Annotated in this window: 22 protein-coding genes, 1 tRNA gene, 1 other RNA gene and 1 riboswitch; of the genes, 16 read left to right on the top strand and 8 right to left on the bottom strand. The window is 60.4% G+C overall.

The window, feature by feature from the left end; translation table 11 throughout:
- The first annotated feature begins 195 nt into the window (after window positions 1-195).
- Window positions 196-1,599 (top strand): RtcB family protein, encoded by a 1,404-nt coding sequence (locus EI290_RS19215; protein ID WP_125433283.1) that lies wholly within the window; start codon window positions 196-198, stop codon window positions 1,597-1,599.
- Window positions 1,600-2,155: 556 nt separating this feature from the next.
- On the opposite strand, the gene EI290_RS19210 is transcribed toward EI290_RS19215, so the two are convergent.
- Genes EI290_RS19210 through EI290_RS19200 form a run of 3 tightly spaced genes read right to left on the bottom strand, consistent with a single transcriptional unit; the run spans window position 2,156 to window position 3,916 of the window.
- Entirely contained in the window at window positions 2,156-2,680 is a 525-nt protein-coding gene (locus EI290_RS19210; protein WP_125433282.1) for an MOSC domain-containing protein, read from the bottom strand.
- Window positions 2,681-2,731: 51 nt separating this feature from the next.
- Complete coding sequence (locus tag EI290_RS19205; protein ID WP_125433281.1) at window positions 2,732-3,157, bottom strand: hypothetical protein; 426 nt, start codon at window positions 3,155-3,157, stop codon at window positions 2,732-2,734.
- Window positions 3,158-3,211: 54 nt separating this feature from the next.
- Window positions 3,212-3,916, bottom strand: coding sequence for a VIT1/CCC1 transporter family protein (locus EI290_RS19200; RefSeq protein ID WP_125433280.1), 705 nt, complete (start codon window positions 3,914-3,916; stop codon window positions 3,212-3,214).
- A 119-nt stretch (window positions 3,917-4,035) separates the two neighbouring features.
- Between EI290_RS19200 and EI290_RS19195 the strand changes: the two genes are divergently transcribed.
- Window positions 4,036-4,722 carry a Dps family protein gene (locus EI290_RS19195; RefSeq protein ID WP_246009005.1) on the top strand — a complete coding sequence of 229 codons (687 nt, stop codon included), beginning with the start codon at window positions 4,036-4,038 and terminating at the stop codon, window positions 4,720-4,722.
- Between the two features lie 106 nt (window positions 4,723-4,828).
- On the opposite strand, the gene EI290_RS19190 is transcribed toward EI290_RS19195, so the two are convergent.
- Window positions 4,829-5,299 (bottom strand): low affinity iron permease family protein, encoded by a 471-nt coding sequence (locus EI290_RS19190; RefSeq protein ID WP_125433279.1) that lies wholly within the window; start codon window positions 5,297-5,299, stop codon window positions 4,829-4,831.
- Window positions 5,300-5,537: 238 nt separating this feature from the next.
- Here EI290_RS19190 and EI290_RS19185 point away from each other — a divergent pair.
- A tRNA-Leu gene (locus EI290_RS19185) sits at window positions 5,538-5,619 on the top strand.
- Window positions 5,620-5,755: 136 nt separating this feature from the next.
- Window positions 5,756-7,633, top strand: coding sequence for a DUF4153 domain-containing protein (locus EI290_RS19180; protein WP_125433278.1), 1,878 nt, complete (start codon window positions 5,756-5,758; stop codon window positions 7,631-7,633).
- A 69-nt stretch (window positions 7,634-7,702) separates the two neighbouring features.
- Here EI290_RS19180 and guaA read toward each other — a convergent pair whose 3' ends face one another.
- Window positions 7,703-9,235: a glutamine-hydrolyzing GMP synthase gene (guaA, locus tag EI290_RS19175; RefSeq protein WP_125433277.1), complete on the bottom strand. Its 1,533-nt coding sequence runs from the start codon at window positions 9,233-9,235 to the stop codon at window positions 7,703-7,705.
- A gap of 328 nt (window positions 9,236-9,563) precedes the next feature.
- Between guaA and EI290_RS19170 the strand changes: the two genes are divergently transcribed.
- The 6 genes from EI290_RS19170 (at window position 9,564) to EI290_RS19145 (ending at window position 13,237) form a co-directional block, all read left to right on the top strand.
- Window positions 9,564-10,040, top strand: a complete 477-nt coding sequence (locus EI290_RS19170; RefSeq protein ID WP_185817076.1) for a carboxypeptidase-like regulatory domain-containing protein — start codon at window positions 9,564-9,566, stop codon at window positions 10,038-10,040.
- A 124-nt stretch (window positions 10,041-10,164) separates the two neighbouring features.
- An RNA gene (ffs, locus tag EI290_RS19165) (signal recognition particle sRNA small type) lies at window positions 10,165-10,261 on the top strand.
- 217 nt (window positions 10,262-10,478) lie between these two features.
- The gene (gene fsa, locus EI290_RS19160; protein WP_125433275.1) at window positions 10,479-11,135 is read left to right on the top strand and encodes a fructose-6-phosphate aldolase; all 657 of its coding nucleotides are present in this window, start codon (window positions 10,479-10,481) and stop codon (window positions 11,133-11,135) included.
- Window positions 11,136-11,230: 95 nt separating this feature from the next.
- A complete protein-coding gene (locus tag EI290_RS19155; RefSeq protein ID WP_125433274.1) occupies window positions 11,231-11,434 on the top strand; it encodes a fructose-6-phosphate aldolase in 204 nt (67 codons plus the stop codon).
- Between the two features lie 47 nt (window positions 11,435-11,481).
- Entirely contained in the window at window positions 11,482-12,171 is a 690-nt protein-coding gene (locus tag EI290_RS19150) for a cell division ATP-binding protein FtsE (RefSeq protein WP_125433273.1), read from the top strand.
- 175 nt (window positions 12,172-12,346) lie between these two features.
- Window positions 12,347-13,237, top strand: coding sequence for a glycosyltransferase family 2 protein (locus tag EI290_RS19145; protein WP_125433272.1), 891 nt, complete (start codon window positions 12,347-12,349; stop codon window positions 13,235-13,237).
- A 67-nt stretch (window positions 13,238-13,304) separates the two neighbouring features.
- Here the strand turns inward: EI290_RS19145 and EI290_RS19140 are convergent, their stop codons facing one another.
- Window positions 13,305-14,174, bottom strand: coding sequence for a hypothetical protein (locus EI290_RS19140; RefSeq protein ID WP_125433271.1), 870 nt, complete (start codon window positions 14,172-14,174; stop codon window positions 13,305-13,307).
- 164 nt (window positions 14,175-14,338) lie between these two features.
- Here EI290_RS19140 and EI290_RS19135 point away from each other — a divergent pair, with 164 nt between their 5' ends.
- The 3 genes from EI290_RS19135 to EI290_RS19125 all read left to right on the top strand — a co-directional run bounded on the left by EI290_RS19135 (window position 14,339) and on the right by EI290_RS19125 (window position 18,331).
- Window positions 14,339-15,490, top strand: a complete 1,152-nt coding sequence (locus EI290_RS19135) for a DegT/DnrJ/EryC1/StrS family aminotransferase (RefSeq protein ID WP_125433270.1) — start codon at window positions 14,339-14,341, stop codon at window positions 15,488-15,490.
- A 164-nt stretch (window positions 15,491-15,654) separates the two neighbouring features.
- A complete protein-coding gene (locus tag EI290_RS19130; protein ID WP_125433269.1) occupies window positions 15,655-17,361 on the top strand; it encodes a flavin monoamine oxidase family protein in 1,707 nt (568 codons plus the stop codon).
- Between the two features lie 160 nt (window positions 17,362-17,521).
- Complete coding sequence (locus EI290_RS19125) at window positions 17,522-18,331, top strand: M48 family metalloprotease (protein ID WP_125433268.1); 810 nt, start codon at window positions 17,522-17,524, stop codon at window positions 18,329-18,331.
- A gap of 84 nt (window positions 18,332-18,415) precedes the next feature.
- On the opposite strand, the gene EI290_RS19120 is transcribed toward EI290_RS19125, so the two are convergent.
- Window positions 18,416-19,138 (bottom strand): M48 family metallopeptidase, encoded by a 723-nt coding sequence (locus EI290_RS19120; RefSeq protein ID WP_125433267.1) that lies wholly within the window; start codon window positions 19,136-19,138, stop codon window positions 18,416-18,418.
- Here EI290_RS19120 and EI290_RS19115 point away from each other — a divergent pair.
- Together EI290_RS19115 and EI290_RS19110 are read left to right on the top strand one after the other, a co-directional pair.
- Entirely contained in the window at window positions 19,086-20,285 is a 1,200-nt protein-coding gene (locus EI290_RS19115) for a Gfo/Idh/MocA family protein (protein WP_262706474.1), read from the top strand. The genes EI290_RS19120 and EI290_RS19115 overlap by 53 nt on opposite strands.
- On the top strand, window positions 20,282-21,016 hold the full coding sequence (locus EI290_RS19110; protein ID WP_125433266.1) for an EcsC family protein: 735 nt from the start codon (window positions 20,282-20,284) through the stop codon (window positions 21,014-21,016). The genes EI290_RS19115 and EI290_RS19110 overlap by 4 nt, the downstream gene beginning before the upstream one ends.
- 210 nt (window positions 21,017-21,226) lie before the next feature.
- Here EI290_RS19110 and EI290_RS19105 read toward each other — a convergent pair whose 3' ends face one another.
- Complete coding sequence (locus tag EI290_RS19105) at window positions 21,227-21,667, bottom strand: guided entry of tail-anchored proteins factor 1 (RefSeq protein ID WP_125433265.1); 441 nt, start codon at window positions 21,665-21,667, stop codon at window positions 21,227-21,229.
- A 448-nt stretch (window positions 21,668-22,115) separates the two neighbouring features.
- Window positions 22,116-22,207: riboswitch (SAM riboswitch) on the top strand.
- Window positions 22,208-22,492: 285 nt separating this feature from the next.
- On the opposite strand from EI290_RS19105, the gene EI290_RS19100 reads away from it, so the two are divergent.
- Window positions 22,493-23,950, top strand: coding sequence for an amino acid permease (locus EI290_RS19100; protein WP_125433264.1), 1,458 nt, complete (start codon window positions 22,493-22,495; stop codon window positions 23,948-23,950).
- The last annotated feature ends 18 nt before the right edge of the window (window positions 23,951-23,968 follow it).

The raw sequence follows: 23,968 nt of genomic DNA, 5'->3' as shown, positions 1-23,968 counted from the left end.
TTTCTCTTCATTTATCTGTCTGCTATTCAGACATACCGTTTGGGAAGGCGGCTGACCCTTCAGGGCTGCCGCCCGCCGGAGCAGCCCGGTCGCCCGGCTGGGCGGCCAGCTGCTCCCTTCCGACGGGTTTTTTTTCGTATTCCACCCCACGGGCGGGCCCCAAAAATGGCTTCGCCTCGTGTACTACCCCTTCGTATGGCCTCACAACTACGCGGCAACGACCTTCGCCAACTGGGTTTCCCGGAAGGTCGGGCCATTGGACTGGCGCTGGCTCAGCTCCAGCGCAAACACCTCAAAAAACTCTCTCAAACCGACCAGCTGACTTTATTGAAGGAACTGCTGGCTAATCCCACGGCCTTCCTCACTCACCTCGACTGGAGCCACACGGCGGCGGCTTTGTTGCCGGCCCCCAGCCGCCACATTGCCCTCACCGAGCGCAAGGACTACACCGTATTCGGGGCCGAGCACATCGAGGCGGGGGCTATTCACCAGATGGAAACGGCCATGAAGCTGCCCGTGACGGTGGCCGGAGCCCTCATGCCCGACGCCCACTACGGCTACGGCCTGCCCATTGGCGGGGTGCTGGCCACCGACAACGCCGTTATTCCCTACGCCGTGGGCGTGGATATTGGCTGCCGCATGGCCCTGTCGGTGTTTGCGCTGCCGCCCAAGCACCTGGAGCAGCGGGTGCCGGAGCTGCGCAAGCTGCTGCTGGAGCACACCCGCTTCGGGGGCCGGGACGTATTCCGCCACGGCCAGCGCCAGGACCACGCGGTGCTCAGCCGCCCCGAGTTTCAGGACGTGCCGTTTCTGCGCAACAAGCTCGATACGGCCGCCGCGCAAATTGGCTCCTCGGGCGGCGGCAACCACTTCGTGGAATGGGGCGTGGTGGACATCCTCGACCCGGCCAACGAGCTGGGCGTGCCGGTGGGGCAGTACCTGGGCCTCCTCTCGCACTCCGGCTCCCGGGGGCTGGGGGCCAGCGTGGCCAACCACTACACCAAGCTCGCCCAGGACACCTGCCAGCTTCCCGCCGAAGCCCGCCACCTGGCCTGGCTGAACCTCGACACCGAAGCCGGGCAGGAGTATTGGGCCGCCATGAACCTGGCCGGTGACTATGCCTCGGCCTGCCACTACCAGATTCATCAGCGCCTGGCCAAAGCCCTGGGTGAGCGGCCCTTAGCCAAAGTGGAAAATCACCACAACTTTGCCTGGAAGGAGCAGCTGGCCACGGGCCAGCAGGTGGTAGTGCACCGCAAAGGAGCCACCCCGGCCGGGGTGGGCGTGCTGGGCATCATTCCCGGCTCCATGACGGCCCCCGGCTTTATTGTGCGGGGGCGGGGCGAGGCCAGCTCCCTCAGCTCGGCCTCCCACGGGGCCGGCCGGCTGATGTCGCGCACCCGGGCCAAGCAGGAGCTGGGTGAGGCTGAGGTGCGCCGCTACCTCCAGCAGCACGCGGTAGACCTCATCGGGGGCGGCCTCGACGAAGCGCCCCAGGCCTATAAGGACATCCGCCAGGTAATGCAAAGCCAGACTGCGCTGGTAGATGTGTTGGGCTCCTTTACCCCACGCATTGTACGCATGGAAGGAGGAATGTGAGAATGACCCAAAAAAGCCCGTTCTACCAGAGGTAGAACGGGCTTTTGTTTAAAGATGAAAGTACAATCAGGGCCGGTGCCGACGGTGTCGACAAGGGGCCGCAGCCTGAGCAACGCCGTGCCGGTGCGTAAGAGCACACTGGGGGCCGGTTGGAGCGGGCAGCAAATCAGCCAGCAGCAACAAAGCAACTGCTGTAGCGGCCAGGTTTGGGGTGGAAACGTGCGTATCCATGCTGAACAGAATGCGTCATACAATAAAAACTGGTCGACGGCCCGCTACCGGTGTGAAGGCGCTGGGCAATAAGATAAGGCAAGGGCAGGGGCCAGCAGAGCCGAAAGTCTCAGTGGCCTAAGTGGAAGTATATACGTGTGCAAAAGTAAAACGGATTGGACCAGTACGTGCTTTAAGCCGGCTGAGCGGCAAAATACCGCCGCCCAATATAGGATTGGACTCGACAAAAACTACAAGCCGCTAGTTGGTTAAAATTATAGCGTTAGCCATGGTCAACTCCGCATGGCTGGTTTCCCCATTACCCCACAATTGGGTTATCGGGCCATTATTCATCTGTTGCAATTACCCGCACCACGTCGCCTACGGTAAGCGTGCCACCCGTGAGAATACGGGCCGTGAGGCCGCCATGGCCCCGCATGGCGTTATAGCCACCCGGCCCCAGCTCTTCCTCCATGCGCGAGCAAGGGTGACACTCCCCGGTAATTTCCAGCACCACCTGCTCCCCGATGCGTATCCGCCGGTTTTTCAGCGCCAGCAGGTTCAACCCGCTTACTACTAAGTTGCGGCGCAAGCGGGCAGGAGCTACCGGTTCCGAAAGCCCTAGATAACCCGCCACGGCCCCTAGGTGCTCCTGCTGAATGAGCGTTACCTGACGCTTGCCACCGGGTTTGGGGCGGGCATGGTCGCCTTGCAAATGACGGTCGGTTTCGGCCTCCGCAGTCAGTACCGCCTGGAGGGGCTCCCGCCGGCCTGGCCGCAGGCCAATCCACTCGAGGCGCCCCTGTTGAGGCAGTGTGCCCAGCAGCCGGGCAATGGTTGATTTGTCGTCGCCGAAGAAAGGGAAGGGCATGGGGGCTGGTTAGTTGAGAAGGAGCAGTGAAAGCAAGGAAGACCAGTTGCACTACCGGATTTCAGAATGACGAATCTGCCCGCCCAGGTTGCCAGCGCGGGCCAGCAGGCCCACACTAAGAATTGCTCCCAGTAGGGCCGCCAGGGCCAGCGGCCGGGTGCGGTGGCGGGCCATTAGCCCCAGCAGCGCCGCTGCGCCCGTTAGCTCCAGTGCCCAGAACCCCAGCTCGGCGGCTTGCTCGTGGGCTTTAATCAGCTGGAGCCTGACACCGGGAATACCCTTGGCTACCTGCTCCGCGCCCTCGCCGCTGAGCTGAGTAGGCAGACACAGCACTGCCGCCGCCAGCAGTGTAACAAGCCCGGTGCGCACGAGGGTGGAGTTGGCTTTGTACAGGCCGGCGGCCAGCACCAGCAGCCCAAACAGGCTACCTAGGATAGGCGTGTGGTTGAGCAGGAGGTGAAGGTGGGCTTCGTTCATGGCGGCTGCGAGGAAAATTCAACGCTGACAGAGGCTCAAGGTAGTAAACGACCGTTAGGGTGCCTCAAATTGGCGGGCTACCAGAAATGCTGCTCCCGCCGCCAGGGCTCCGGTGCCGGCCATTTTCAAGGCTCCCCATACGGGCGGCTGGCCTGTCATCCGGCTTTTCAGGTAGCCAAATACGCACAGGCACACCAGCGTGATTACCGCCGACCACAGCAGTCCTTCGGTAGGAGTGGCAGTCAGGAAATAGGCGCTCAGAGGAATCAGGCCCCCCACAGCATAGGCTGCGCTGATGGTAACGGCACTTTTGGGAGCCTGGCGGGGGTCGGGTTTCTCCAGCCCTAGTTCGTACTTCATCATGAAGCGTACCCATTGGTCCCGGTCGGCGGTAAGCTCCTGCAGCGCCAGGGCCCTGGTGTGCTCCGATAGGCCCATTTCAGCCAGTAACTCGTCTACTTCGGCCTGCTCTACCTGCGGTACCTCGGCTACTTCCTGATACTCGCGCTGCAGTTCGGCGGCATAGTGCTCTACCTCAGTGCGCCCAGCCAGGTAGCCGCCCAGGCCCATGGCAATTGAGCCAGCCACAATTTCTGCCAGACCGGCCGTAATAACCAGCCCCGACGACTGTACTGCCCCACTCAATCCGGCGGCCAGCGCAAAAGGCACCGTTAGGCCATCCGACAGACCAATGACGATATCCTGGAGCATGGCCGAGCTGGTCAGGTGCTCTTCCGGGTGGGGGTGCGTGTGGTTCATGTGGCTGAAATTAGGGCGCTGAGGCTAACCTGAAGCCCACTCTGCGCGTATGGTGAACAGAGCGTACGGCATATCGGGCCGCACGTTTACCCCCTCGAATTTATTCTTCTGACTGAATCATGGCTAAAACACCCGCCACCAAAGCGGCCGCCCCGGCCGCTGCCTCGAAAGCCGTTGCTCCCAAAAAAACGTCCGGGGCTGCTGCACCCAGAGCCGCATCCAACGGCCAGGCCAGACCCAGCGTGCAGCCCATCATGAACCAGCAGTTCAATGCCCCGGCTCCCTTGCAGAAATATGGTACCGTGTCGCAGCGCCTGCCCATCGGCCTGGACGCCGATACCCGCCAGAAGAGCGTGGAAATGCTGAACCAGCTGCTGGCCGATACCTGCTCCATCCGCGACATGTATAAAAAGCACCACTGGCAGGTAGTAGGGCCCACGTTTTATCAGTTGCACCTGCTTTACGATAAACACTATGAGGAGCAGGATGCTTTGGTGGATATGATTGCCGAGCGCATCCAGATTCTGGGCGGAGTGGCCTTGGCTATGGCCGCCGATATTGCGGAGGCCACCAGCATTCCGCGCCCCCCCAAAGACCGGGAGGAAGCTCCGGTGCAGGTATCCCGCTTGCTGGAAGCTCATCAGATTATCCTCAAAAACGCCCACGACTACGCCAAAAAAGCCGACGATGCCGGCGACGATGGCACCAACGACCTGGTGGTCAGCAACGTGATGCGCACCAACGAGCTGCAAGTATGGTTTGTGTCGGAGCATGTGGTAGATACCCCACTAGCCCGCGCCGAATAGGTTACTTCCTGATAAGTATTAAAAGCGGCTTCTGCTGGTGCAGGAGCCGCTTTTTTGCGTACGGCCAGAACGGCAACGTGAGAACTGTCCTCCGCAACCGGTTCGCTTACCTGTGGGCCCGTTTCTTCTCCTGATGGTTTTCCTCGGCCTCTTCCACGGAGTGTGTGCGGCCCAGGTCGTGGTCCTGGCGGGCCTTTTCGGCCAGCAGGCAGAAGTAGCCATGTAGCAGATTGATTTCTTCTTCCGTAAAATCCTGAGCGTTGATCAGCCGGTTACTGGCGCCTTTATGGGCAGCAATCAGCTCGTTCAGCTTCAGGTGCAGCACCAACGAATCTTTGTTCTGGGCCCGCTGAATCAGGAATACCATCAGAAAAGTGATGATGGTGGTGCCCGTGTTGATGACCAATTGCCAGGTTTCTGAGTACTGAAACAGCGGCCCCGTTACAGCCCATACCAGCACGGTGCCCAAGGCCAGGCTGAACGCCAGGGTGGAGCCCGACCAGGCCGTAACGGTTCCAGCTAAGCGGGCAAAAAAAGCGGAGCCGGTTGGAGCGGCTGGAAGTGGGGCAGGAGGCATATGCAAAAGCTACAGGACGGTGAATAGTCCCTAATAAGCGGTAAATACGTGAGGGAGAAATGAATTTTTTACGGCTGACAATGAGCAGGAAAGCCGCTGGAGTGGTTGGCCGCCGGGAAAAAAAGCCAGGTATGTTTGTTCGCTTGGCCCCAACCCTCTACTTTTGTCCTCGATTCGCCGCCTCAGTGAGTCCGGAAGCTCCGGCTTTTGTTTGTTACAGGAGTGCTTGCCGTTATCTGCGCACGTGGTGAAACTGGTAGACACGCCATCTTGAGGGGGTGGTGCCTTCGGGTGTGGGAGTTCGAATCTCCCCGCGCGCACTCTGAACCTGAAAACCGCTTCGGCCCGCCGAAGCGGTTTTTTTGTGCCCGGCCGGCTGTTGCTGGTTGGCTGTGGGCCCGGAGTAGGGCAGGTGGCGCACTTTTCGTTTCTTGAAGGCCCTATTCTGGTGTCTTCATGAAACTACCTTCCTTGCAGCATCTGGCTGCTGAAGCCGCCCGCGTGGTGCGGCGCTTCCCACTGACCCTGCTGTGTGCTTTTGTGCTGTGCGGAGTAGGCATGAACCTTGTGCAGCTTTCCTATCAGGAACAAAAGCAGCTGACTTGGCTATTCCCGGTGCTTTCGGCGGCCATGCTGGGCCTTTCCTCCACGCTGGCAGTGGCTCTCACGGCCGAGCGGTACCGGTGGCCGCTGCCGGCACGTTGGGGGGCATTGGCCCTGTTGGCGGGTTTGCTGGCAGGCTGGTACGCGGTGGCCCCACCCGAGCCGACTCCAGTGTGGGGAAGCCGATTGGCGCTGCTGCTGCTGGGGGCGCACTTGGCGGTGGCCGCCGGGCCCTACCTCTCTGAGCTGCGCCGCTCGGCCGATACGCCCGGCTTCTGGCGCTACAATGAAACCTTGTTTCTGCGCATCCTCACGGCCGGGCTGTATTCGGGTGTGCTGTTTGTGGGGTGCGCCCTGGCCCTTACGGCCGTGAAGCAACTCTTCGACGCTGACATCAACGAGCGGTGGTTCGGCTACCTGTTCGTGGGGCTATCCACAGTATTCAATACCTGGTTTTTTCTGGCTGGTGTACCGTATAATTTCGAGGCGCTGGAAGAAGAGGCTCCATACCCTAAGCCCCTGAAGCTGTTCACGCAGTTTGTGCTGCTGCCGCTGGTGGTCTTGTACCTAGGCATTCTGTACGCTTACCTAGGCCGCATTATACTGCTCTGGACCTTGCCCAAGGGTTGGGTATCGTTGCTGGTGCTGGCCCTGGCCGTGGCCGGCATCTTCGCCCTGCTCCTGATTCACCCCATCCGTCAAGCGGCCGAAAATACCTGGATTCGTACGTTCGGGCGTTGGTTCTACTTGGCCCTGTTCCCGCTGCTGGGGCTGCTGGCCGTGGCCATTGGCACCCGCATCCGGGCCTACGGTATTACCGAGGAGCGGTATTTTGTATTGGTGCTGGCGGCTTGGCTATTGGGTATGGCCGTGTATTTTCTGGTGCGGCGCGGACAGGGCATCATCTGGATTCCAGCCTCCCTGGCCGTGGTAGCTTTTCTGGCAGCTGGCGGGCCCTGGGGTGCCTATGCCGTGGCCGAGCGGAGCCAGTTGAATCAGCTGCGCGAAATCAGCGCCCGGTATGGATTACTGCAAGCGGGTAAGCTGGACGGGGCCGGGGAGCGGATGCCCAATCTGCCAGATTCGGTCCGGAAGCGCATCAGCTCGGTGTTTGAGTTTTTTGCCGACCGGGAAGCGTTGGAGCGGCTGCAACCGTTGTTTGCCGCCAGCCTTACCTTACCCGATTCTTTGCTGCACGAGCATTCCTGGAGCCGGGAAATGTGGCTTCGCAACCGGCTTACTGATGCCAGTGGCATTGTGCCTACGGGACGGTACGAAAAATTCAATGTCATTGAAGATCAGGCACGTTTCACAAATGGCGACGACATGTACGAGTTAGGCTCGGGCCGGTACTGGCTGCGCGACATCGACCTCTCCGAATTTCGGGATACTGCCGCTGACAGCGTCTTACAGCAGTTAACTACTCCCACCGGTGTCTTTCGCTTACGGGCCCAGGGCCGGGGGCGGCAACTGGTTCTGGAGCGGCAACAGGCTACCGGCAACTGGCAGCAGCAACTAATGCTGACACCAGGTACCCTGGCCGATTCGCTGGCCCGGGTATATGGCCGCCACCCCGAACGCAACATCAACATGACCCGTGGGCTTGGGTTACGGGCTGAATCCAAAAGGATAAAGCTGCGGCTATTTCTGCAAGACCTTGCGCGCCAGGAAACGCATGATACGGTGTTGTACTATTATTCTGGCCATGCACTCCTGGAGGTAACCAATTAAAACATAAAGGGGCCGCTGGCACAATGCCAGCGGCCCCTTTACTCAGTTACTCCGTTACTCAGCTACTCTCTATTCCCACTCAATGGTTGCGGGTGGCTTGGAGCTGATATCATAGACCACGCGGTTGATGCCGCGCACCTGATTGATGATGCGGTTGCTCACGTCGGCCAGGAACTCGTAGGGCAGGTGGGCCCAGTCGGCCGTCATGCCGTCCACGCTGGTTACGGCGCGCAGGGCCACTACTCGCTCGTAAGTCCGCTCGTCGCCCATTACGCCCACGCTCTGTACGGGCAGCAGCATCACGCCAGCCTGCCACACCTTCTCATACAAGCCGTGCTCTTTCAGGCCGTTGATGAAGATGGCGTCGGCGCGCTGGAGCAGGTCCACTTTCTCGGGCGTAATGTCGCCGAGGATGCGGATGCCCAGGCCGGGGCCGGGGAAGGGGTGGCGGTGCAGAATATGCGCGGGCAGCTCCAGGGTGTGGCCTACTTCGCGCACCTCATCCTTAAACAACGCCCGTAGCGGCTCCACAATGCGCAGGTTCATCTTCTCGGGCAGGCCGCCCACGTTGTGGTGGCTTTTGATAGTCACGGCCGGACCTTTCACCGACACCGACTCAATTACGTCGGGGTAGATGGTGCCCTGCGCCAGCCACCGGGCCCCCTCTACCTTCTGCGCCTCCCGGTCGAACACCTCAATAAAGGTGCGGCCAATGGCCTTGCGCTTCAGCTCCGGGTCGGTCAGGCCCGCCAGCGCATCATAAAATTCCTGGGAGGCATCCACGCCCTGCACGTTCAGGCCCAGGCCCTGGTAGGAGTGAAGTACCTGCTCGTACTCGTCCTTGCGCAGCAGCCCGTTGTTCACGAAGATGCCGTGCAGGCGCTTGCCAATGGCCTTGTGCAGCAGCAGCGCCGCCACTGAGGAATCAACCCCGCCCGAGAGGCCCAGAATGACCTGATCCTCTTCGCCAATGGTACGCTGCAGAGTTTCTACCATCGAATCCACGAAGTGCTCCGGCGTCCAGCTCTGGTCCAGTCCGCAAATGTTCACCACAAAGTTTTGGAGCAGGGTTTTGCCATCCGTTGAGTGCGTCACCTCGGGGTGAAACTGGATGCCATAGGTTTCCTGGCCCTCAATTTTGAAGGCTGCCACGGCCACCTCCGGAGTGCTGGCAATGGTGTTGAAGCCCTGGGGCAAGGTCTTGATGGTGTCGCCGTGCGACATCCATACCTGCGACTCGGTGGGTACGCCGTGCAGCAGGGGCGAGTCGTGCAGGACGCGGCTGAGGCGGGCCCGGCCGTACTCCCGGATGGTAGCCGGCAGCACTTCACCGCCTTGCTGGTGGGCCAGCAGCTGTGCCCCGTAACATACGCCTAGTACCGGTACCCGGCCCAGGTAGCGGCTCAGGTCGGGGTTAGGCGAGTCGGCGTCGCGCACGGAGCAGGGGGAACCCGAAAGCACAACGCCCCGGATGTCCTCAGTGAGGTCCGGGGCGTGGGTATACGGATGAATTTCGCAGTAAACATTCAATTCCCGGATGCGCCGGGCAATGAGCTGGGTGTACTGCGACCCAAAATCAAGAATCAGGATTTGTTGAGGCATGGGCAAAATTAGCGCACAGATTTCAGACCAGACCTACTCCGGCCGCTTTTTCTGCGCGCTATGGTAGCAGGCAGTGCCAGCCGGCCAGCCCAGAGAGAAACCACATGACTCAGATGAAACAGATGTCACATTGGTAGCTGGTGGATAGGCTACACCCGTATCAATGGGTAGCCTCTGGTGCCAACAGGAGCCAGATTATGGGTTCGGTGCAATGCTTTTCTGCGGTTAATGCTAGTCACAAACAGGGCCATGATTGCCTTTCCGAACGCCGGATATGAGGGCATATTTGTACACGCTTCAGTACTTACCCCTCACCTGCCCGGTTGCTATGCACTCTACTCTACCCCTCTTGGCCTTGTCGTTGCTGGGTGCCCTGGCGCTACCTGGTATTGCCTTAGCGCAGCAGCCTGCCGAAGTAGCTGCCCCCGAACCCGCCGCAACTCCGGCTCGCCCCGATCTGCTGGCCGAAGCCCTGCCCGCCCCCGCAGCCCGGGAAGCTGGTGCGCCTGCCAAACGGATACTGGCAGGAAATGTAGTAGATGAATGGGGCAACCCGTTGATGGGGGCTACGGTTATGGTAACCGGCGACCAGCTCCATTCCGTGAGCACCAACTCTTCTGGCGACTATCTGCTGCCAGTCACCGGCCCGGCGCCGGTAGTCCGGGTGAGCTTTGCGGGCTATCAGGATGCCGAGCGTATTGCCCGCGGCCCAGCTGATCTGCTCTTTAAGCTTGAACCCATTACCGGCTACAAGCGCGACCTGAAAAAGCGCAGCAAAGCAGCCGTGAAAGCCTGGAAACGCTAGAACAGCGGGGTGTAGCATCAATCAGATGCAAAAAAAGGCGCTGATTCTCTTACTGATATCCGCACGGCGGAAAAAAGATTGGCGCTAATACGTTACATCCGCTGAATAGGTCCCTATCTTTGCACTGGCGAGTCAGAACGACCAGCTCCTGTTGAACTCCCCCAGGACCGGAAGGTAGCAAGGGTAAACGGTTGAGCGGTGCGATTTTGGCTCGCTTTTTTTTGACTATTTCTTACGCGGACTCCCCGGATTTTGTGGGCGGTTTGTTTCCGGTAATAACCATAGAAAAGCGGCCTCTCAGGCCGCTTTTTGTATTTAATTCAGCCCTATAACTGCCGGGTCAGAAGTGCGCTGTCCACAAAATCCGGGTAATCCGCAAGAAATCCGCGTAATCAGTGATTAGCTTTGTACGCATTGTTGTTTTCCCAACCTACCCGCATGAAATTTTTCATTGATACCGCCAACCTGAAGGAAATTCAGGAAGCCGTGGAGCTCGGTGTGCTCGATGGTGTTACCACCAACCCTTCGCTCATGGCCAAGGAAGGCATCAAAGGCACGGATGCCGTGATGTCGCACTACCGCCAGATCTGCGAGCTAGTGGATGGCGACGTGTCGGCCGAAGTAATTGCTACCGACTTTGAGGGCATTATCCGGGAAGGGGAGGCCTTGGCTGAGCTGCATCCCAACATTGTGGTGAAAGTGCCCATGATTCGGGAAGGTGTGAAGGCAATCCGGTATTTCTCGGAGAAAGGCATCAAAACCAATTGCACGCTGATTTTTTCGGCCGGGCAGGCCCTGCTGGCCGCTAAAGCCGGAGCCACGTACGTGTCGCCCTTCGTGGGCCGCCTCGACGATATTGGCGCCGATGGGCTGCTGCTGATTCAGCAAATCGTGGATATTTTCAGCAACTACGGCTACCCCACCCAGGTGCTGGCGGCCTCGGTGCGCCACGTGCCTCACCTGATTCAGTGCGCCGAGCTGGGGGCCGACGTAGTAACCTGCCCCTTGAATGTCATTACCGGCCTGCTCAACCATCCGCTTACCGACAAGGGCTTGGCCACCTTCCTGGCTGACCACAAGCGCGTAAATGCGTAATTTATGAATTGAGAGTTATGAATTATGAATTATGAAGCTGGCCTCCCCATTTACTCATAATTCGTAATTCATAACTCATAATTCCCCCTCCCGCCATGTACATCATCAAAGTAAAAGGCAAAGCCAAAATTCCGGACTATATCCAGCTGCGGGATGAAGAGTTTGTGCTGGTGGCCTACTTCCGGGCCGACCGTCCGTTGAAAGACCTGCACCGGTATGGCCTGGAGGGCAAAGAGGAGGCGTTGTCTGGCGTAATTACCGGCCTGGAATTTGGCAAGCTGCAGAAGCTAGAGCTCTGAGCCCAACGCCTGACTCCCCGTATGCATAACGCCTTAAGTTCACTACTATGACCATTCTGGAGCTGCACGACGCCTACATCATGCAGGATGTGAATACGGTACTGCAGAAAGTAACGTTTGCGCTGGAAAAAGGAGAGTTTGCGTACTTGGTGGGTCGAACGGGTTCGGGTAAAAGCTCCCTGCTCAAGACCCTTTACGCCGATTTGCCCCTGCCCGCCGGCACTGGAGCGGTGGCTGGGTTTGCCCTGCCGAAAAAAGGCAGTACCGATAAAATTCCCTACCTGCGGCGTAAGCTGGGCATCATCTTTCAGGATTTTCAGCTGTTGTTCGATCGGACCGTGGCCGAAAACCTGTTATTTGTGCTCAATGCTACCGGCTGGAAAGGCAAAGCCCGCAAGCAGCAGCGGATTTCGGAAGTGCTGATGCGAGTAGGCTTGGCCAACTCGGCCGCCAAAATGCCCCACCAGCTTTCGGGAGGGGAGCAGCAACGGGTGGTAATTGCCCGGGCCCTGCTCAATGAGCCTGTGTTGCTGCTGGCCGATGAGCCCACCGGCAACCTCGACCCCGATGTGGCCGACAGCATCATGCGTCTGTTCCAGGAAATTAATAACTCCGGTACGGCCGTGCTGATGGCTACGCACAACTACCAGCTCATTCAGCAGTATCCGCACCGGGTGCTTAAGTGCGAACAAGGCCACCTGATTGACTCCGCCGTTACACCCTTTGAGTTAACCTAGCGGAGGTACTTCGTAGGTGCCTGTTCGAGCTTCGGGCGCTACGAGCCAGCGGAACGCGCAAAAAAATGCGGGTTGCTGACAACCTCCCCGGTAATTTGCGGCTCCTGCTCCCGGAGCCGGGCCGCGAAGCGGCCGGCCCCTTGCTATTTTCTTCTTTCTGCTTTCTTTGCTGAGCATGACAGGGCTTTCGGTACTGATTCCGGTGTTCAACTACGATGTGCGGCCGTTGGTCCGTGCCTTGCTGGCTCAGGCACCGGATTGGGGTGGTCCGGTTGAAATTCATTGCCTTGATGATGGTTCGCAGGAGGAGTTTCGGCAGCAAAACCGGGAGCTGGGGCAATTGCCAGGCGTTGTGTACCGGGAGCTTACCCAAAACGTAGGCCGGGCCGCCATTCGCAATCAGCTGGCCGCATCGGCCCGCTTTGCGTGGCTGCTGCTGCTCGATAATGACAGCCGACTACCAGATGCCCAGTTTCTGGCGCGGTACGCCGCCGCCCGAAAGCGGGCTCCGGTATTGTCGGGAGGAACGGCCTACGAAATGGCTCCGCCGCCCGAAATGGCATTGCGGCTGCGCTGGCTCTATGGTCGGCAGCGGGAGGCCCGACCGGCTGCTGTGCGCCAGCAAGCACCGCACGGCCAACTCACCCTCAATAACCTCTTAATTGAGGCCGCCGTGTTCCGGCGGTTGGGGCTGGACGAAAACCTGACCCGCTACGGGCATGAGGACACTAAATTTGGCTGGTATCTGCGGCGGGCGGGCGTAACCGTGCTGCACCTGGATAACCCCGTACTGCATGATGGTCTGGAGCCCGCGCCGGTGTTTCTGCAGAAAACCCACGATGCGGTGCGCAATCTGGTGCAGCTGTATCGGGCTGAGGGCCTGGGAGCCGATACTAAACTGCTGCAGGCTGCTCTGCGCCTCAAGCGGTGGGGGCTTAGCGAAGCGGTGCGTACTGCCTTTGGCTTACGACGGGAGCAGGTACGGCGCAACCTGCTTTCCAACCGGCCCAGTCTGCGCCAGTTGGATGCCCTGAAACTATACTGGTTGCTGAACGAGCTACAGTAGCCCGTTCTAATAACGCAAAAAGCGGGTGCCGGTAGGCACCCGCTTTTTGCGTGTAAAGGCAGCAGAATTAGTCGTTGTCGGTATTTTTTACTTCCGACTTTACTTCCTTGAACGCGCCTTTTACGGCTCCTCCTACTTTTTTGCCCGCGTCTTTCACATCGGTAGCAGTATTGCTGGCGGCCCGGCCCACGGCAGAGCGCTCATCCTGAGTTTCGGCGGCTACGTTGTTGGCACCACGTGCTGTAGCATCGGCTCCCTGAGCTGCCCGGGCTTCGGCCTTATCGTATGACTTGAAAGCGGCGTATTTCAGCTTCTCTTTCTGAATTTCGGCCAGGTCACCGGCCGGAATATCCTTCTTTACTTTATCGTACGCCTCATCCAAAGCGCGCCATTCAGCATTGATGTTGCGCCAATCGTCGATGTCGTACCGGTTTTCGTTTTGCTTAATGTCATTCACGAAGGCCTCATACGTCTGGCGGGCATTGGCGGCCGTGAGGCGGCTGGCCGGAGAGCTGGGCTTGTAGTACTGGCCCATTTTCATGGTTTCTGTACCCGTCATGGCCGCTGTGGCACCGGGGCGGTTGCGCCAAGCCATTTCGCGCTTATCGTAGGCCGTGGTGTAGCGGGTGCGGAGCTGCTCAATCTCCTGGCGGCGGGCATCGTCGTACTGGTCGGCGTAGCGGTCCACGGCGGCTACTTTAGCATCAAAATCAGACTTCAGCTCGGCGGTTTCCCGGTCGTAGTCGGCCTGAGCCTCCGAGGCTACTGCTTCGGTTTTGGCTTCCGTGCTGGCTACGAAGGCTTTAAAATCGTTGTAGGCCTGGTCGCTTTCGGCCGATACTTCCTGTTTTTGGGCCTGGTTACAGCTGGAAAGGGTAACGGAGCCGAGCAGCAGCGTGGCGGCAAGCGCCTGCAGAGTGATGGTTTTACGGAGCATGGTAGCTAAAATAGGTGGGAGAGAAACGCACCAGCACATTAAAGGGGCGCGGGGCTTTTCTTAACGAAAGTGCTACGGCTGTGGTTGCGAACAACGGCGGCAGTGCCTGCAAGGCGAAAGGGCATCCTATCTTTGGTCTCGTTCGTGCTTCGTTTACTCCTTGTATGGCATCTGCTCCTGTCCCTGCTATTCACCTCCTGGACCTGGCGGCCCAGCACGCCCCCATTCAGGCCGAGCTGGAAGCTGCGGCGCGCGGCGCGCTGGCCGCCGGGCAATTCATTCAGGGGCCGGAGGTGGCCTTATTTGCCCAGGAGCTGAGCCAGTATTTGGGCGGACCGCACGTGGTGCCCTGCGCCAACGGCACCGATGCGTTGCAGCTGGCCCTGATGAGCCTGAACCTGCCGGCCGGCACCGAGGTGCTGGTGCCGGCCTTCACCTACGTGGCTACTTTGGAGGCGGCGGCGGTGCTGGGCCTGGTGCCGGTGCCGGTGGAGGTACTACCCGATACCTTCACCCTCGACCCCGCCGCCGCCGCCGCCGCCATAACGGCGCGTACCGGGGCCCTGGTGGCCGTGCACCTGTTCGGGCAATGCGCCGACCTGGAAGCCCTGCGCCGGCTGGCCGACGAGCGGGGCGTGGCCCTGATTGAGGATAACGCCCAGGCCATTGGGGCTACTTTCCAAACCAGCCGGGGCGAAACCTGGGTGGCTGGCACAGTAGGAGAGGTGGGCACCACCTCGTTTTTTCCAAGCAAAAACCTCGGTGGCTTCGGGGACGGGGGGGCACTATTCACCCAGGATGCCGGGCGGGCGGCCTACCTGCAACAGCTGGCTAACCACGGCCAGACGCGCAAATACCACCACCAGCACGTGGGCCTCAACTCCCGCCTTGATACTCTGCAAGCTGCCCTCCTGCGGGTAAAGCTGCCTCACCTGCCCGCCTGGACGGCCGCCCGCCAGCGCGTAGCGGCCCGCTACGACGAGCTACTGTCGGGTATATCGGGCCTGCAAACGCCGCACTGCGACCCGCGCAGTACCCACGTATTTCATCAGTATACCGTAACCGTAGCCGATGAGCCCGGCCGCCGCAACGCACTGCAGCAGCAGTTGGCGGCTCAAGGGGTACCTAGTCAGGTGTATTATCCGTTGCCCAACCATTTACAGCCGGCCTACGAGCACCTGGGCTACCGGCTGGGGCAGTTTCCGGTGGCCGAGCGGCTGAGCCGGACGGTGTTGTCACTACCCCTCCACCCGATGCTCACGGCGGCGCAGGTGGAGTACGTAGCCGATGCAGTGCGCAAATTTGTGGATGCCTAAAAATTAGGGCCATAGCTGGTGGTACGGGTTGCCCGGCAACGCAGATCGAGGATTAAACCCAACGGGAGGCGTGTGCGGCAGGAAAATGGTTTCCGGAATAGGACGGTGACCAGAATCCTATTTACTTCCGGCTGCTTATTCCCACCACTAGTCCTTCCCTTCATATGACGAAACCGTTTACTCCTTCGGCGGCGCGTACTCCGCTGCTGCGCATGCTCCAACAGGTATTTCGGGCGGTTTCCATTGCTACCGAGCCGGGTGCCCCTTCGGCCGATGAACTGGCTGAGCAGCTGGTGACGCAAAGCCGCCGCCGGTTTCTGGCCCGTTCGGCCCAGGCCGGAGTGGTGCTCGGCGCGGGCTCTTTGCTGAGCGCCTGCGCCGAGCTGGCCGAGCCGGTAGCGCCCCGTGGCAGCATCAGCGCCGCACAGGCGGCTAAAAGCGGGCAGCCCCGCATTGTGGTGGTGGGCGGCGGTATGGCTGGCCTCAACTGCGCCTATCAGCTTCAGAAGGCCGGGCTGGTGGCGCAGGTGTATGAGGGCAGCAACCGCCTGGGGGGGCGCATCTACACAGCCCGTAACCTCATGGGCCAGGGATTGACCACCGAGCTGGGAGGCGAGTTTATCGACTCCGGCCACCGCGACATGCTGACGCTGGCCAGTGAGTTTGGCCTCCCGCTCTACGATGTAGAATCGGCCAGCGAAACGGCGCTGATTAAGGATGCCTACTTTTTCAACGGCCGCCACTACAGCCTCAGCGAAATTATCAGCGCCTTCCAGCCCTACGCCCAGCAAATCGGGGCCGACTGTCGCTCGTTGCCTAACGTAATTACGTACGATAACCTGACACCGGCCGCCGCCCGCTTCGATGCCATGTCCATTGCCGGCTATTTCGATTCGGTGGGGCTCACGGGCGTAATCCGGGAACTGCTGGACGTGGCCTACGAAACGGAGTACGGCCAGCCTATCGGCCAGCAAACGGCCATCAATTTTCTCTGGCTGTTTTCGGCTGATACGCACAAAGGATCCTTCGATATTTTTGGCAGCAGCGACGAGCGGTACAAGGTGCAGGGCGGCAACAGCCGGCTGATTGAAGAATTGGCTCAGCGCCTGTCGGGGCACTATACCCTGAGCCACCGCCTGGTAGCCGCCCGCAAAACCGCCGCTGGCCCCTACGTTCTCACCTTCGAACAGCCCTCTGGCACCCGCGTGGAAGTAACCGCCGACTACGCCGTGCTGACGCTGCCCTTTACGCTACTGCGCACCCTGGACCTGACGGGCCTGAGCCTGCCCGCCTGGAAAGCCCAGGCCATTCAGCAACTCGGCTACGGCAACAATGCCAAGCTGATGCTGGGCTTCAATGGCCGGCCTTGGCGCGAGCGGGGCTACACCGGCTACTTTTTCTCCGACACGGCGACGCAGGGCGGCTGGGACAGCAGCCAACTGCAGCCCACAACCCAGGGCACGTTTACGGTGTACCTGGGCGGACAGGCAGCCGTAAATTTGGGCAGCGGCTCGCCCCAGTCGCACGTGAGTACCCATTTAGCGGTACTAGAAGCGGCCTGGCCCGGCACCCAGGGCCGCTACAACGGCCGCGTAGAGCGGTTTCACTGGCCCACTCACCCCTTCACCCGCGCATCCTATGCCTGCTACCGGGTGGGCCAGTACAGCACCATTGCCGGAGCCGAAGGCCGGCCGGTGGGCCGCCTGTATTTTGCGGGAGAGCATTGCAGCGCCTGGTACCAGGGCTTCATGAACGGGGCCGCCGAAACCGGACGAGAGGCCGCCGAGGGTATTGTCGCCGCCATCCGCACGGGCAACACGGCTGCGGTGCTCCGCCAGCGGCTTCGGCACCGCGCCCAACACTTGGCCTAAAATTCGGGTAATTACCGGCCAAAACGCCCCTTCTGGTTTCGCCGGGAGGGGCGTTTTAGCCGGTGCCTTGCTGGCAGCGGGTTGCCTGGCCGCGTGATTTGGCACCGTTTTTTCTTTTTGCCGTATCAATACCTCATTTCCTGACCTAAGCCTCCCTTTTATGCGCCGTTCTGTTCTGACTGTACTACTGCCCCTGGCCGGCGTAGCTGCTCTTACCACCGCTGCCATTACCAAGCCCGCTCAGGGCTTTAGTCTGTTTTCCATCGACCAGGATATTGCCCTGGGCAACCAGGTAGCACGCCAAACCGACTCCTTATACCAGGCCAAAGGCCAGCTGATGTCGCGTGCTGGCAATGCCCGCGCGTATCAGCTGCTGGATGGGGTGGTAAAGCGCGTGCTGGATAATGGCAACGTGAAGTACCGCACCCAGTTCCCGTGGGATGTGAAGCTCATCAAGGATGACGCCGTGCAAAATGCTTTTGCTACGCCCGGCGGCCACATTTACGTGTTTACGGGCCTGGTAAAATTCCTGGATAACGAAAGCCAGCTGGCCGGTATTCTGGGCCACGAAATTGCCCACGCCGACCGCCGCCACAGCACCCAGATGCTGCAGAAGCAGTACGGTACCAGCCTGTTGCTGGGGCTGCTGCTAGGCAACCGCTCATCGGGCCAGCTCGTGCAGATTGCGGCTGGCCTTGGCCAGCTCAAGTTCAGCCGTGCCTACGAGGTGGAGGCCGATAAGTATTCCACCATTTACCTCAACGGAACCCGCTACTACGCCTGCGACGGGGCGGCGGGCTTCTTCATTAAGGCTGAAAAGCAGGGTGGGGGCGGTACGCCGGAGTTTCTGAGCACCCACCCCAACCCCGGCTCCCGCATCAGCAGCATTCAGAAAAGCGCCCAGCAGCTGGGCTGCACCAACCGTAGCGTCAATAATACCAACTTCACCGAGCTGAAGCGGATACTGTAGTTTCAGGTAGGCAAATAACCACGGTGCCGCAGATGATGCATGGCCTTCATCTGAGGCACCGTGGTTATTTGCACCATCAGGGAGTTAGTCGGCGTCGGGATGAGACGAGGGACCCAGCAACACCTGGTTCAGTTCGTTTTTGTGGGTGCGCCAGTCGGGCATAAACTGATCCAGGAGGCCCCAGAACCGGGCATTGTGCAGCCGCTCGTGCAAGTGCGTCAGCTCGTGAACCACCACGTACTCCAGGCAAGGCAGGGGGCGCTTGATGAGCTCCAGATTCAGCCAGATGCGCCGGGCACCAATGTTGCAGGTGCCCCAGCGGGTACGCATCTGCTTCACGCCCCAGCTGGCTGCCTGCCGGCCCACCACCGGCTCCCAGTGCTGAAGCAGGCCTGGAATGCGCTGCTTCAGCTGCTGCCGGTACCAGGCGGCTAGCACGGCGGCGCGCTGGGCACTGGTGCTTTCAGAGGGAACGTGCAGGTGCAGTTGGGCAGTGGCCTCATCAAGCCAGGCGCGTGGCCGGCCGGGGGCGGTGGTTACCTGCAGTTCGTGGAGCCGGCCCAGAAAGGGGTGTTGCTCGCCCGATACGTACTGCAGGCTGGGCCGAGGTGCCCGGGTGGCAAACTGCTGCTGGTGCTTCTGAATCCAGGCGTGGCGGGCCTGCACGAACTCCTCCACGGCTGCGGCCGGGGTGTGCAGCGGCACTGCCACCCGAATCCGGCCGCCGGCGTACACCGTCAGCCGCAGGCTGCGCATGCGTTTGCGCACCAAGTCAATTTCCAGACCGGCAATAGTAGTAAGGGGCATAGGAACCCCAAAGATAATACTGCCCGGCCAGCCCGCCACGCGGCCGAAGCGGGAGAACCGGCCGTTTTTTCGCAGTTTGCGGGCCCTTTCCTTCAACGTTCCCGCAGTGCCCGGTTCCGCTCCGTTATTCCCTATTCAATTTGCTATCTGTGGCGTGGGTCACATCGGCCGCCGCCACGCCGCCCTGGTGGCCCGCCACCCCGAAGCCCAGCTGGCCGCTTTGGTGGATGTGCGCCCCGAACTGGCCACCGACCTGGCCCGGGAGTTTCCGGGTGTGCCGTTTTTTACGTCCCTGGAGGACTACTTGGCCCACGGCCCCGCCGCCGAGGTGCTGACGGTAGCTACCCCCAACGGCCTGCATGCTGCCCAGGCGCAGCAGGGCCTGCGGGCGGGCCGGCACGTGGTCATCGAAAAGCCCATGGCCCTGCGCACCACCGATGCCCAGGCGGTGATTGAAACCGCGCAGCAGAGTGGGCGGCTCGTGTTTGGCGTGATGCAGAACCGTTATTCGCCCCCGGCAGCCTGGCTGAAGCAGGTGGTGGAGGAAGGGCGGCTGGGGCAGGTGCATCTGGTGCAGCTCAACTGCTTCTGGAACCGCGACGAGCGGTACTACACGCCCGGTAGCTGGCACGGCACCCAGGCACTGGATGGCGGCACGCTGTTCACCCAGTTCAGCCACTTCGTGGATCTGCTCTACTGGGTGTTTGGCGATGTAGAAAACCTGCAGGCCCGCTTCCGTACTTTCAACCATAAGCACCTGACGGAGTTTGAAGACAGTGGCCTAATCAGCTTCGATTTGGTACGCGGCGGGAGCGGCACGCTGCAGTACAGCACTGCCGTGTGGGACCGGAATCTGGAAAGCTCCCTGACGGTGGTGGCCGAGCACGGCAGCCTCCGCCTGGGCGGCCAGTACATGGATAAGGTAGAGTACTGCCACCTGCGCGACTACCAACTGCCCGAACTCGCGCCTACTAACCCCGCCAATCAGTACGGCGCTTACCAGGGCTCGGCCGCCAACCACGTCCACGTCATCGATAACGTAGTGGATACCCTGCGCCAGCGCGGCCAGGCCACCACCAACGCCCTGGAAGGCCTGAAAGTAGTGGAAATGATTGAGCGGATGTATGCGTTGAAAGCAAAGCTATGAACTACCCTCAGCAAGCCCTAACCGACCTGCGCGACTGGCAGCGGCGGATGCAGCAGAAACCTACGTTGCTGAACCGCGTGACGCGCCGGGTGCAGGCCCGTCTGAATGCCCTGCTGCCCGAAAAGGTACACGTGGCTATTACCGTGGCCATTCAGAAAATGGTGCAGGGCGTGCTGTTTGGCTCCACGCACACTACCCAAAAGCCGGTGGTGGAGGGCACGTTGCAGGAGCGGGAGGAGCGGGTGCGGGCTCGCATTCGGGCGTACCGCAACACGGCGGCGGTGGAAGGCGGCGTGACCGGGGCCGGTGGCTTCCTGCTGGGTCTGGCCGATTTTCCGCTGCTGCTGGGCATCAAGCTCAAGCTGCTCTTCGACATTGCCGCCCTCTACAGCCACGATGTGCGCCAGTTCCCGGAGCGGCTCTACCTGCTGCACATCTTCCAATTGGCCTTCAGCAGCCAGCACACCCGCCGCGAAACCTACCGCCAGCTCGCCGACTGGCCCACCACGCAGCAACACGTTACGGCCGAGTCGTTCGACTGGCGCACCTTCCAGCAGGAGTACCGCGACTATATCGACCTGGCCAAGCTGGCCCAACTGGTGCCCGTCATCGGGGCGGCGGTGGGAGCCGTGGCCAACTACCGCCTACTGGAGCAGCTCGGCGAAACGGCCATTATGTGCTACCGCCTGCGGTGGTTTGCCGAACATCCGCCCCTGCCAGAGCCGCAGTAATATGTCGTAGTCATAGTGTTATCCTGAGTGCAGCGAAGGACCTTTTAACGTTAGAATGGTTGCCGTAGCAATGACTCGTTCTATCGTTTGAAGGTCCTTCGTCTCCGCTTAATTCGCGGAATGCTCAGGATGACAGTTCTGGTACTAAATCAATACACAAAAAAGCCCCGACGAACCTCGTCGGGGCTTTTCGGTAAGTGGGAAAGAGGCTTAGCTTTTGCCTTGTTTCATGCCCTGACGGTGGGCTTTGTGCTTGGCCATTTTGTCGGCCTGGCGCTGGGTGTACTTGGCGTACTGGTCGGCGCTCAGGATTTGCTTCAGCTTGGCATCGTACTGAGCTTTTTCGGCCTGCATGGCGGCGCGGTGCTGTTTTTTATCGGCGGGAGAGGCAGTGCCGGCCTGGGCTTTGTGGGCGTCCATCTGCCGGGCACGGTCGAGGGCCAGCTGGCGTACCTGGGCAGTTTGGGCGGCCGAGAGGCCGAGCTGTTTGGTGAGGGCCTGGGCGGTGTGGTCGGCGCGCTGCTCGGGCGTTTTAGCGGCCTTGTCGCCTTTCATGTGCCGGCCGTGGGCGGCTTTCACGGGCGTAGTTTGGGCCGAAGCGGCAGCGGCGGACAGGGAGAAGGCGGCGAAGAGAACCAGGAGCTTTTTCATGAGGCTATGTGAGTTGAGGTTGAATGCGAGTGAAGCCGCGGCGTACCCGCCGGCGGCTATTCCGACGGTTGCAACTCCGGTGCCAGTTTCGCCTAAAACCGGCCGGGAAAAAATATAAATTTCGCCGTTAAACCTTCGATTCCGGCGCGCGTCGCGGGTTTTTCGGCTTAGCGGCAGGCGTAGCAGGCCGCCTGTTCAGAGGCGAGCAGGCGGGCGTTATACCGCTGGGTCGGCGCCAGGGAAGTGGACAATGAGTAAAGCTGTTTGGAAAGTAGTTGACAGCCTCAGGGAGAGAACCGTCAGGCTTTACGGGGCCTAGCCTGACGACCCAGAGGCGGCAGAGTGCCGGCTTTCGTTACGGTTTACAGACGCTAAAACAGGTGGGTTTGCGGGGGCAGCAATCCAGCTTTACCTTTGCCGCATCAATTCTTTCTAGCCCAAAGGATTGTTTTTATACAGAGGCGCTGAGAGACAGGCTCGAAGAAGCGTCGGCAACCATCCGCAACTCCGGAACGGTGCCAATTCCTGACCATATAAAAACAACTTGCCGTGGACTTTTCGCCCCGCTTACTTGCCCGTTCCGTTGTATCCGCTGCCGTGCTGTGCCCGTTAGGCGCGCCCACGGGGTGTTGTTGCGCGGGTTGTTGTAGCTAGTTTGGCTGCCGGGCCGGTCTCCCGCTAAGGAGGCAGCGGCCCTATTCTCCTGGTTCCGGCCCGCCGTGGCCCGAACGGCTGCGCGCCCGCTGAGGCGGGGCAGGAAGCTTTATCTGCTTTTCTCTTTCTCTTTTTTACGACCTGTCGGGCCGCGGCCCGATGCACCTCTGTATGCTCAGAAAATCATTGGAACTGCTACGGCAGGAGGCCGCCGAAACCGGCGCCGGAACGCTGAAACGAAGTCTGAACGGCTTCAACCTCATTGCCATCGGCATTGGGGTGATTATTGGGGCGGGTTTGTTCTCGCTCACCGGCATTGCCGCCGCCAACAACGCCGGCCCGGCCGTGACGCTCTCGTTTGTGGTAGCGGCCGTGGGCTGCGCCTTCTCGGCGCTGTGCTACGCCGAGTTTGCCTCCATGGTGCCGGTGGCCGGCTCGGCCTATACCTACGCCTACGCTACCATGGGCGAGCTTTTCGCCTGGATTATCGGCTGGGATTTGGTGCTGGAGTACTCGGTGGGCGCGGCCACGGTGGCCATCAGTTGGTCGCAGTACCTGCTCAAATTCCTGAGCAAATATGGCATCAACCTGCCCCCGCAGCTGGTGATGTCGCCCTTTGAGACGGCCAAGCTGGCCAACGGGGCTGAGGTGCACGGCTTCGTGAATATTCCGGCCATGCTCATTGTGCTGGCTATTACCATGATTATTATCCGCGGCACGTCGGGCTCGGCGTGGTTTAATGCGCTGGTGGTCACGCTGAAAGTGGCCGTAGTGCTGGTGTTCATTGCCCTGGGCTGGCAGTACATCGACCCCACTAACTACCAACCCTACATCCCGGAGAATATCGGCGTGTTTGGGGAGTTTGGCTGGAGCGGCATCCTGCGCGGGGCGGGCGTGGTGTTCTTTGTGTTCATCGGGTTTGATATTGTGGCCACCATGGCCCAGGAAACCAAGAACCCCCAGCGCAACATGCCCATCGGTATCATCGGCTCGTTGCTGATTTGCACCGTGCTGTTCGTGCTGTTCGGGCACGTGATGACGGGCCTGGCCAACTACACCGAGTTCAAGAACAGCGCCGCGCCGGTGGCCATTGCCATCGAGAAAACGCCCTACGCCTGGTTGTCGTCGGCCGTGATTCTGGCCATCATCATCGGCTACACCTCCGTAATTCTGGTGGATTTGCTGGGGCAGAGCCGGGTGTTTTTCAGCATGGCCAAAGACGGCCTGCTGCCCCCGGTTTTCGCCCGGATTCACGAGCGGTTCCGCACGCCGCTGCAGTCGAACCTGCTGCTGGGGCTGTTCATTGCGCTGTTTGCGGGCTTCGTGCCCATTTCGGTGGTGGGCGAGATGACGAGCATCGGCACGCTGCTGGCCTTCGTGATGGTGTGCGTGGGCATCCTCATCATGCGCAAGCGGGAGCCCGATGCCCCGCGCGGGTTCCGCACGCCCTGGGTGCCAGTGGTGCCCATCCTGGGCATTCTCACCTGCGTGGTGATGATGGTGTCGCTGCCCTGGGAAACCTGGCTGCGGCTGGCCGTGTGGCTGGCTATTGGCCTGGCCATCTACTACGGCTACGGCCGCAAGCACAGCAAGCTGGGGCAGGCTGGGGAATTAACTATAGAGAAGTAAAAATTGGCGAGATATGCC

It is taken from the genome of Hymenobacter metallilatus, assembly GCF_003944705.1.
Classification (GTDB): domain Bacteria; phylum Bacteroidota; class Bacteroidia; order Cytophagales; family Hymenobacteraceae; genus Hymenobacter; species Hymenobacter metallilatus.
Note: the sequence above shows the minus strand (reverse complement) of the source record. Positions and strands in the feature narration are given on the sequence as shown.

Bases quoted from the DNA above. Each gene is read 5' to 3' on its own strand.
- EI290_RS19215 (WP_125433283.1), top strand. From the start codon at position 196: ATGGCCTCACAACTACGCGGCAACGACCTTCGCCAACTGGGTTTCCCG.
- EI290_RS19210 (WP_125433282.1), bottom strand. From the start codon at position 2,680: ATGCCCTTCCCTTTCTTCGGCGACGACAAATCAACCATTGCCCGGCTG.
- EI290_RS19205 (WP_125433281.1), bottom strand. From the start codon at position 3,157: ATGAACGAAGCCCACCTTCACCTCCTGCTCAACCACACGCCTATCCTA.
- EI290_RS19200 (WP_125433280.1), bottom strand. From the start codon at position 3,916: ATGAACCACACGCACCCCCACCCGGAAGAGCACCTGACCAGCTCGGCC.
- EI290_RS19195 (WP_246009005.1), top strand. From the start codon at position 4,036: ATGGCTAAAACACCCGCCACCAAAGCGGCCGCCCCGGCCGCTGCCTCG.
- EI290_RS19190 (WP_125433279.1), bottom strand. From the start codon at position 5,299: ATGCCTCCTGCCCCACTTCCAGCCGCTCCAACCGGCTCCGCTTTTTTT.
- EI290_RS19180 (WP_125433278.1), top strand. From the start codon at position 5,756: ATGAAACTACCTTCCTTGCAGCATCTGGCTGCTGAAGCCGCCCGCGTG.
- guaA (WP_125433277.1), bottom strand. From the start codon at position 9,235: ATGCCTCAACAAATCCTGATTCTTGATTTTGGGTCGCAGTACACCCAG.
- EI290_RS19170 (WP_185817076.1), top strand. From the start codon at position 9,564: ATGCACTCTACTCTACCCCTCTTGGCCTTGTCGTTGCTGGGTGCCCTG.
- fsa (WP_125433275.1), top strand. From the start codon at position 10,479: ATGAAATTTTTCATTGATACCGCCAACCTGAAGGAAATTCAGGAAGCC.
- EI290_RS19155 (WP_125433274.1), top strand. From the start codon at position 11,231: ATGTACATCATCAAAGTAAAAGGCAAAGCCAAAATTCCGGACTATATC.
- EI290_RS19150 (WP_125433273.1), top strand. From the start codon at position 11,482: ATGACCATTCTGGAGCTGCACGACGCCTACATCATGCAGGATGTGAAT.
- EI290_RS19145 (WP_125433272.1), top strand. From the start codon at position 12,347: ATGACAGGGCTTTCGGTACTGATTCCGGTGTTCAACTACGATGTGCGG.
- EI290_RS19140 (WP_125433271.1), bottom strand. From the start codon at position 14,174: ATGCTCCGTAAAACCATCACTCTGCAGGCGCTTGCCGCCACGCTGCTG.
- EI290_RS19135 (WP_125433270.1), top strand. From the start codon at position 14,339: ATGGCATCTGCTCCTGTCCCTGCTATTCACCTCCTGGACCTGGCGGCC.
- EI290_RS19130 (WP_125433269.1), top strand. From the start codon at position 15,655: ATGACGAAACCGTTTACTCCTTCGGCGGCGCGTACTCCGCTGCTGCGC.
- EI290_RS19125 (WP_125433268.1), top strand. From the start codon at position 17,522: ATGCGCCGTTCTGTTCTGACTGTACTACTGCCCCTGGCCGGCGTAGCT.
- EI290_RS19115 (WP_262706474.1), top strand. From the start codon at position 19,086: ATGCGTTTGCGCACCAAGTCAATTTCCAGACCGGCAATAGTAGTAAGG.
- EI290_RS19120 (WP_125433267.1), bottom strand. From the start codon at position 19,138: ATGCCCCTTACTACTATTGCCGGTCTGGAAATTGACTTGGTGCGCAAA.
- EI290_RS19110 (WP_125433266.1), top strand. From the start codon at position 20,282: ATGAACTACCCTCAGCAAGCCCTAACCGACCTGCGCGACTGGCAGCGG.
- EI290_RS19105 (WP_125433265.1), bottom strand. From the start codon at position 21,667: ATGAAAAAGCTCCTGGTTCTCTTCGCCGCCTTCTCCCTGTCCGCCGCT.
- EI290_RS19100 (WP_125433264.1), top strand. From the start codon at position 22,493: ATGCTCAGAAAATCATTGGAACTGCTACGGCAGGAGGCCGCCGAAACC.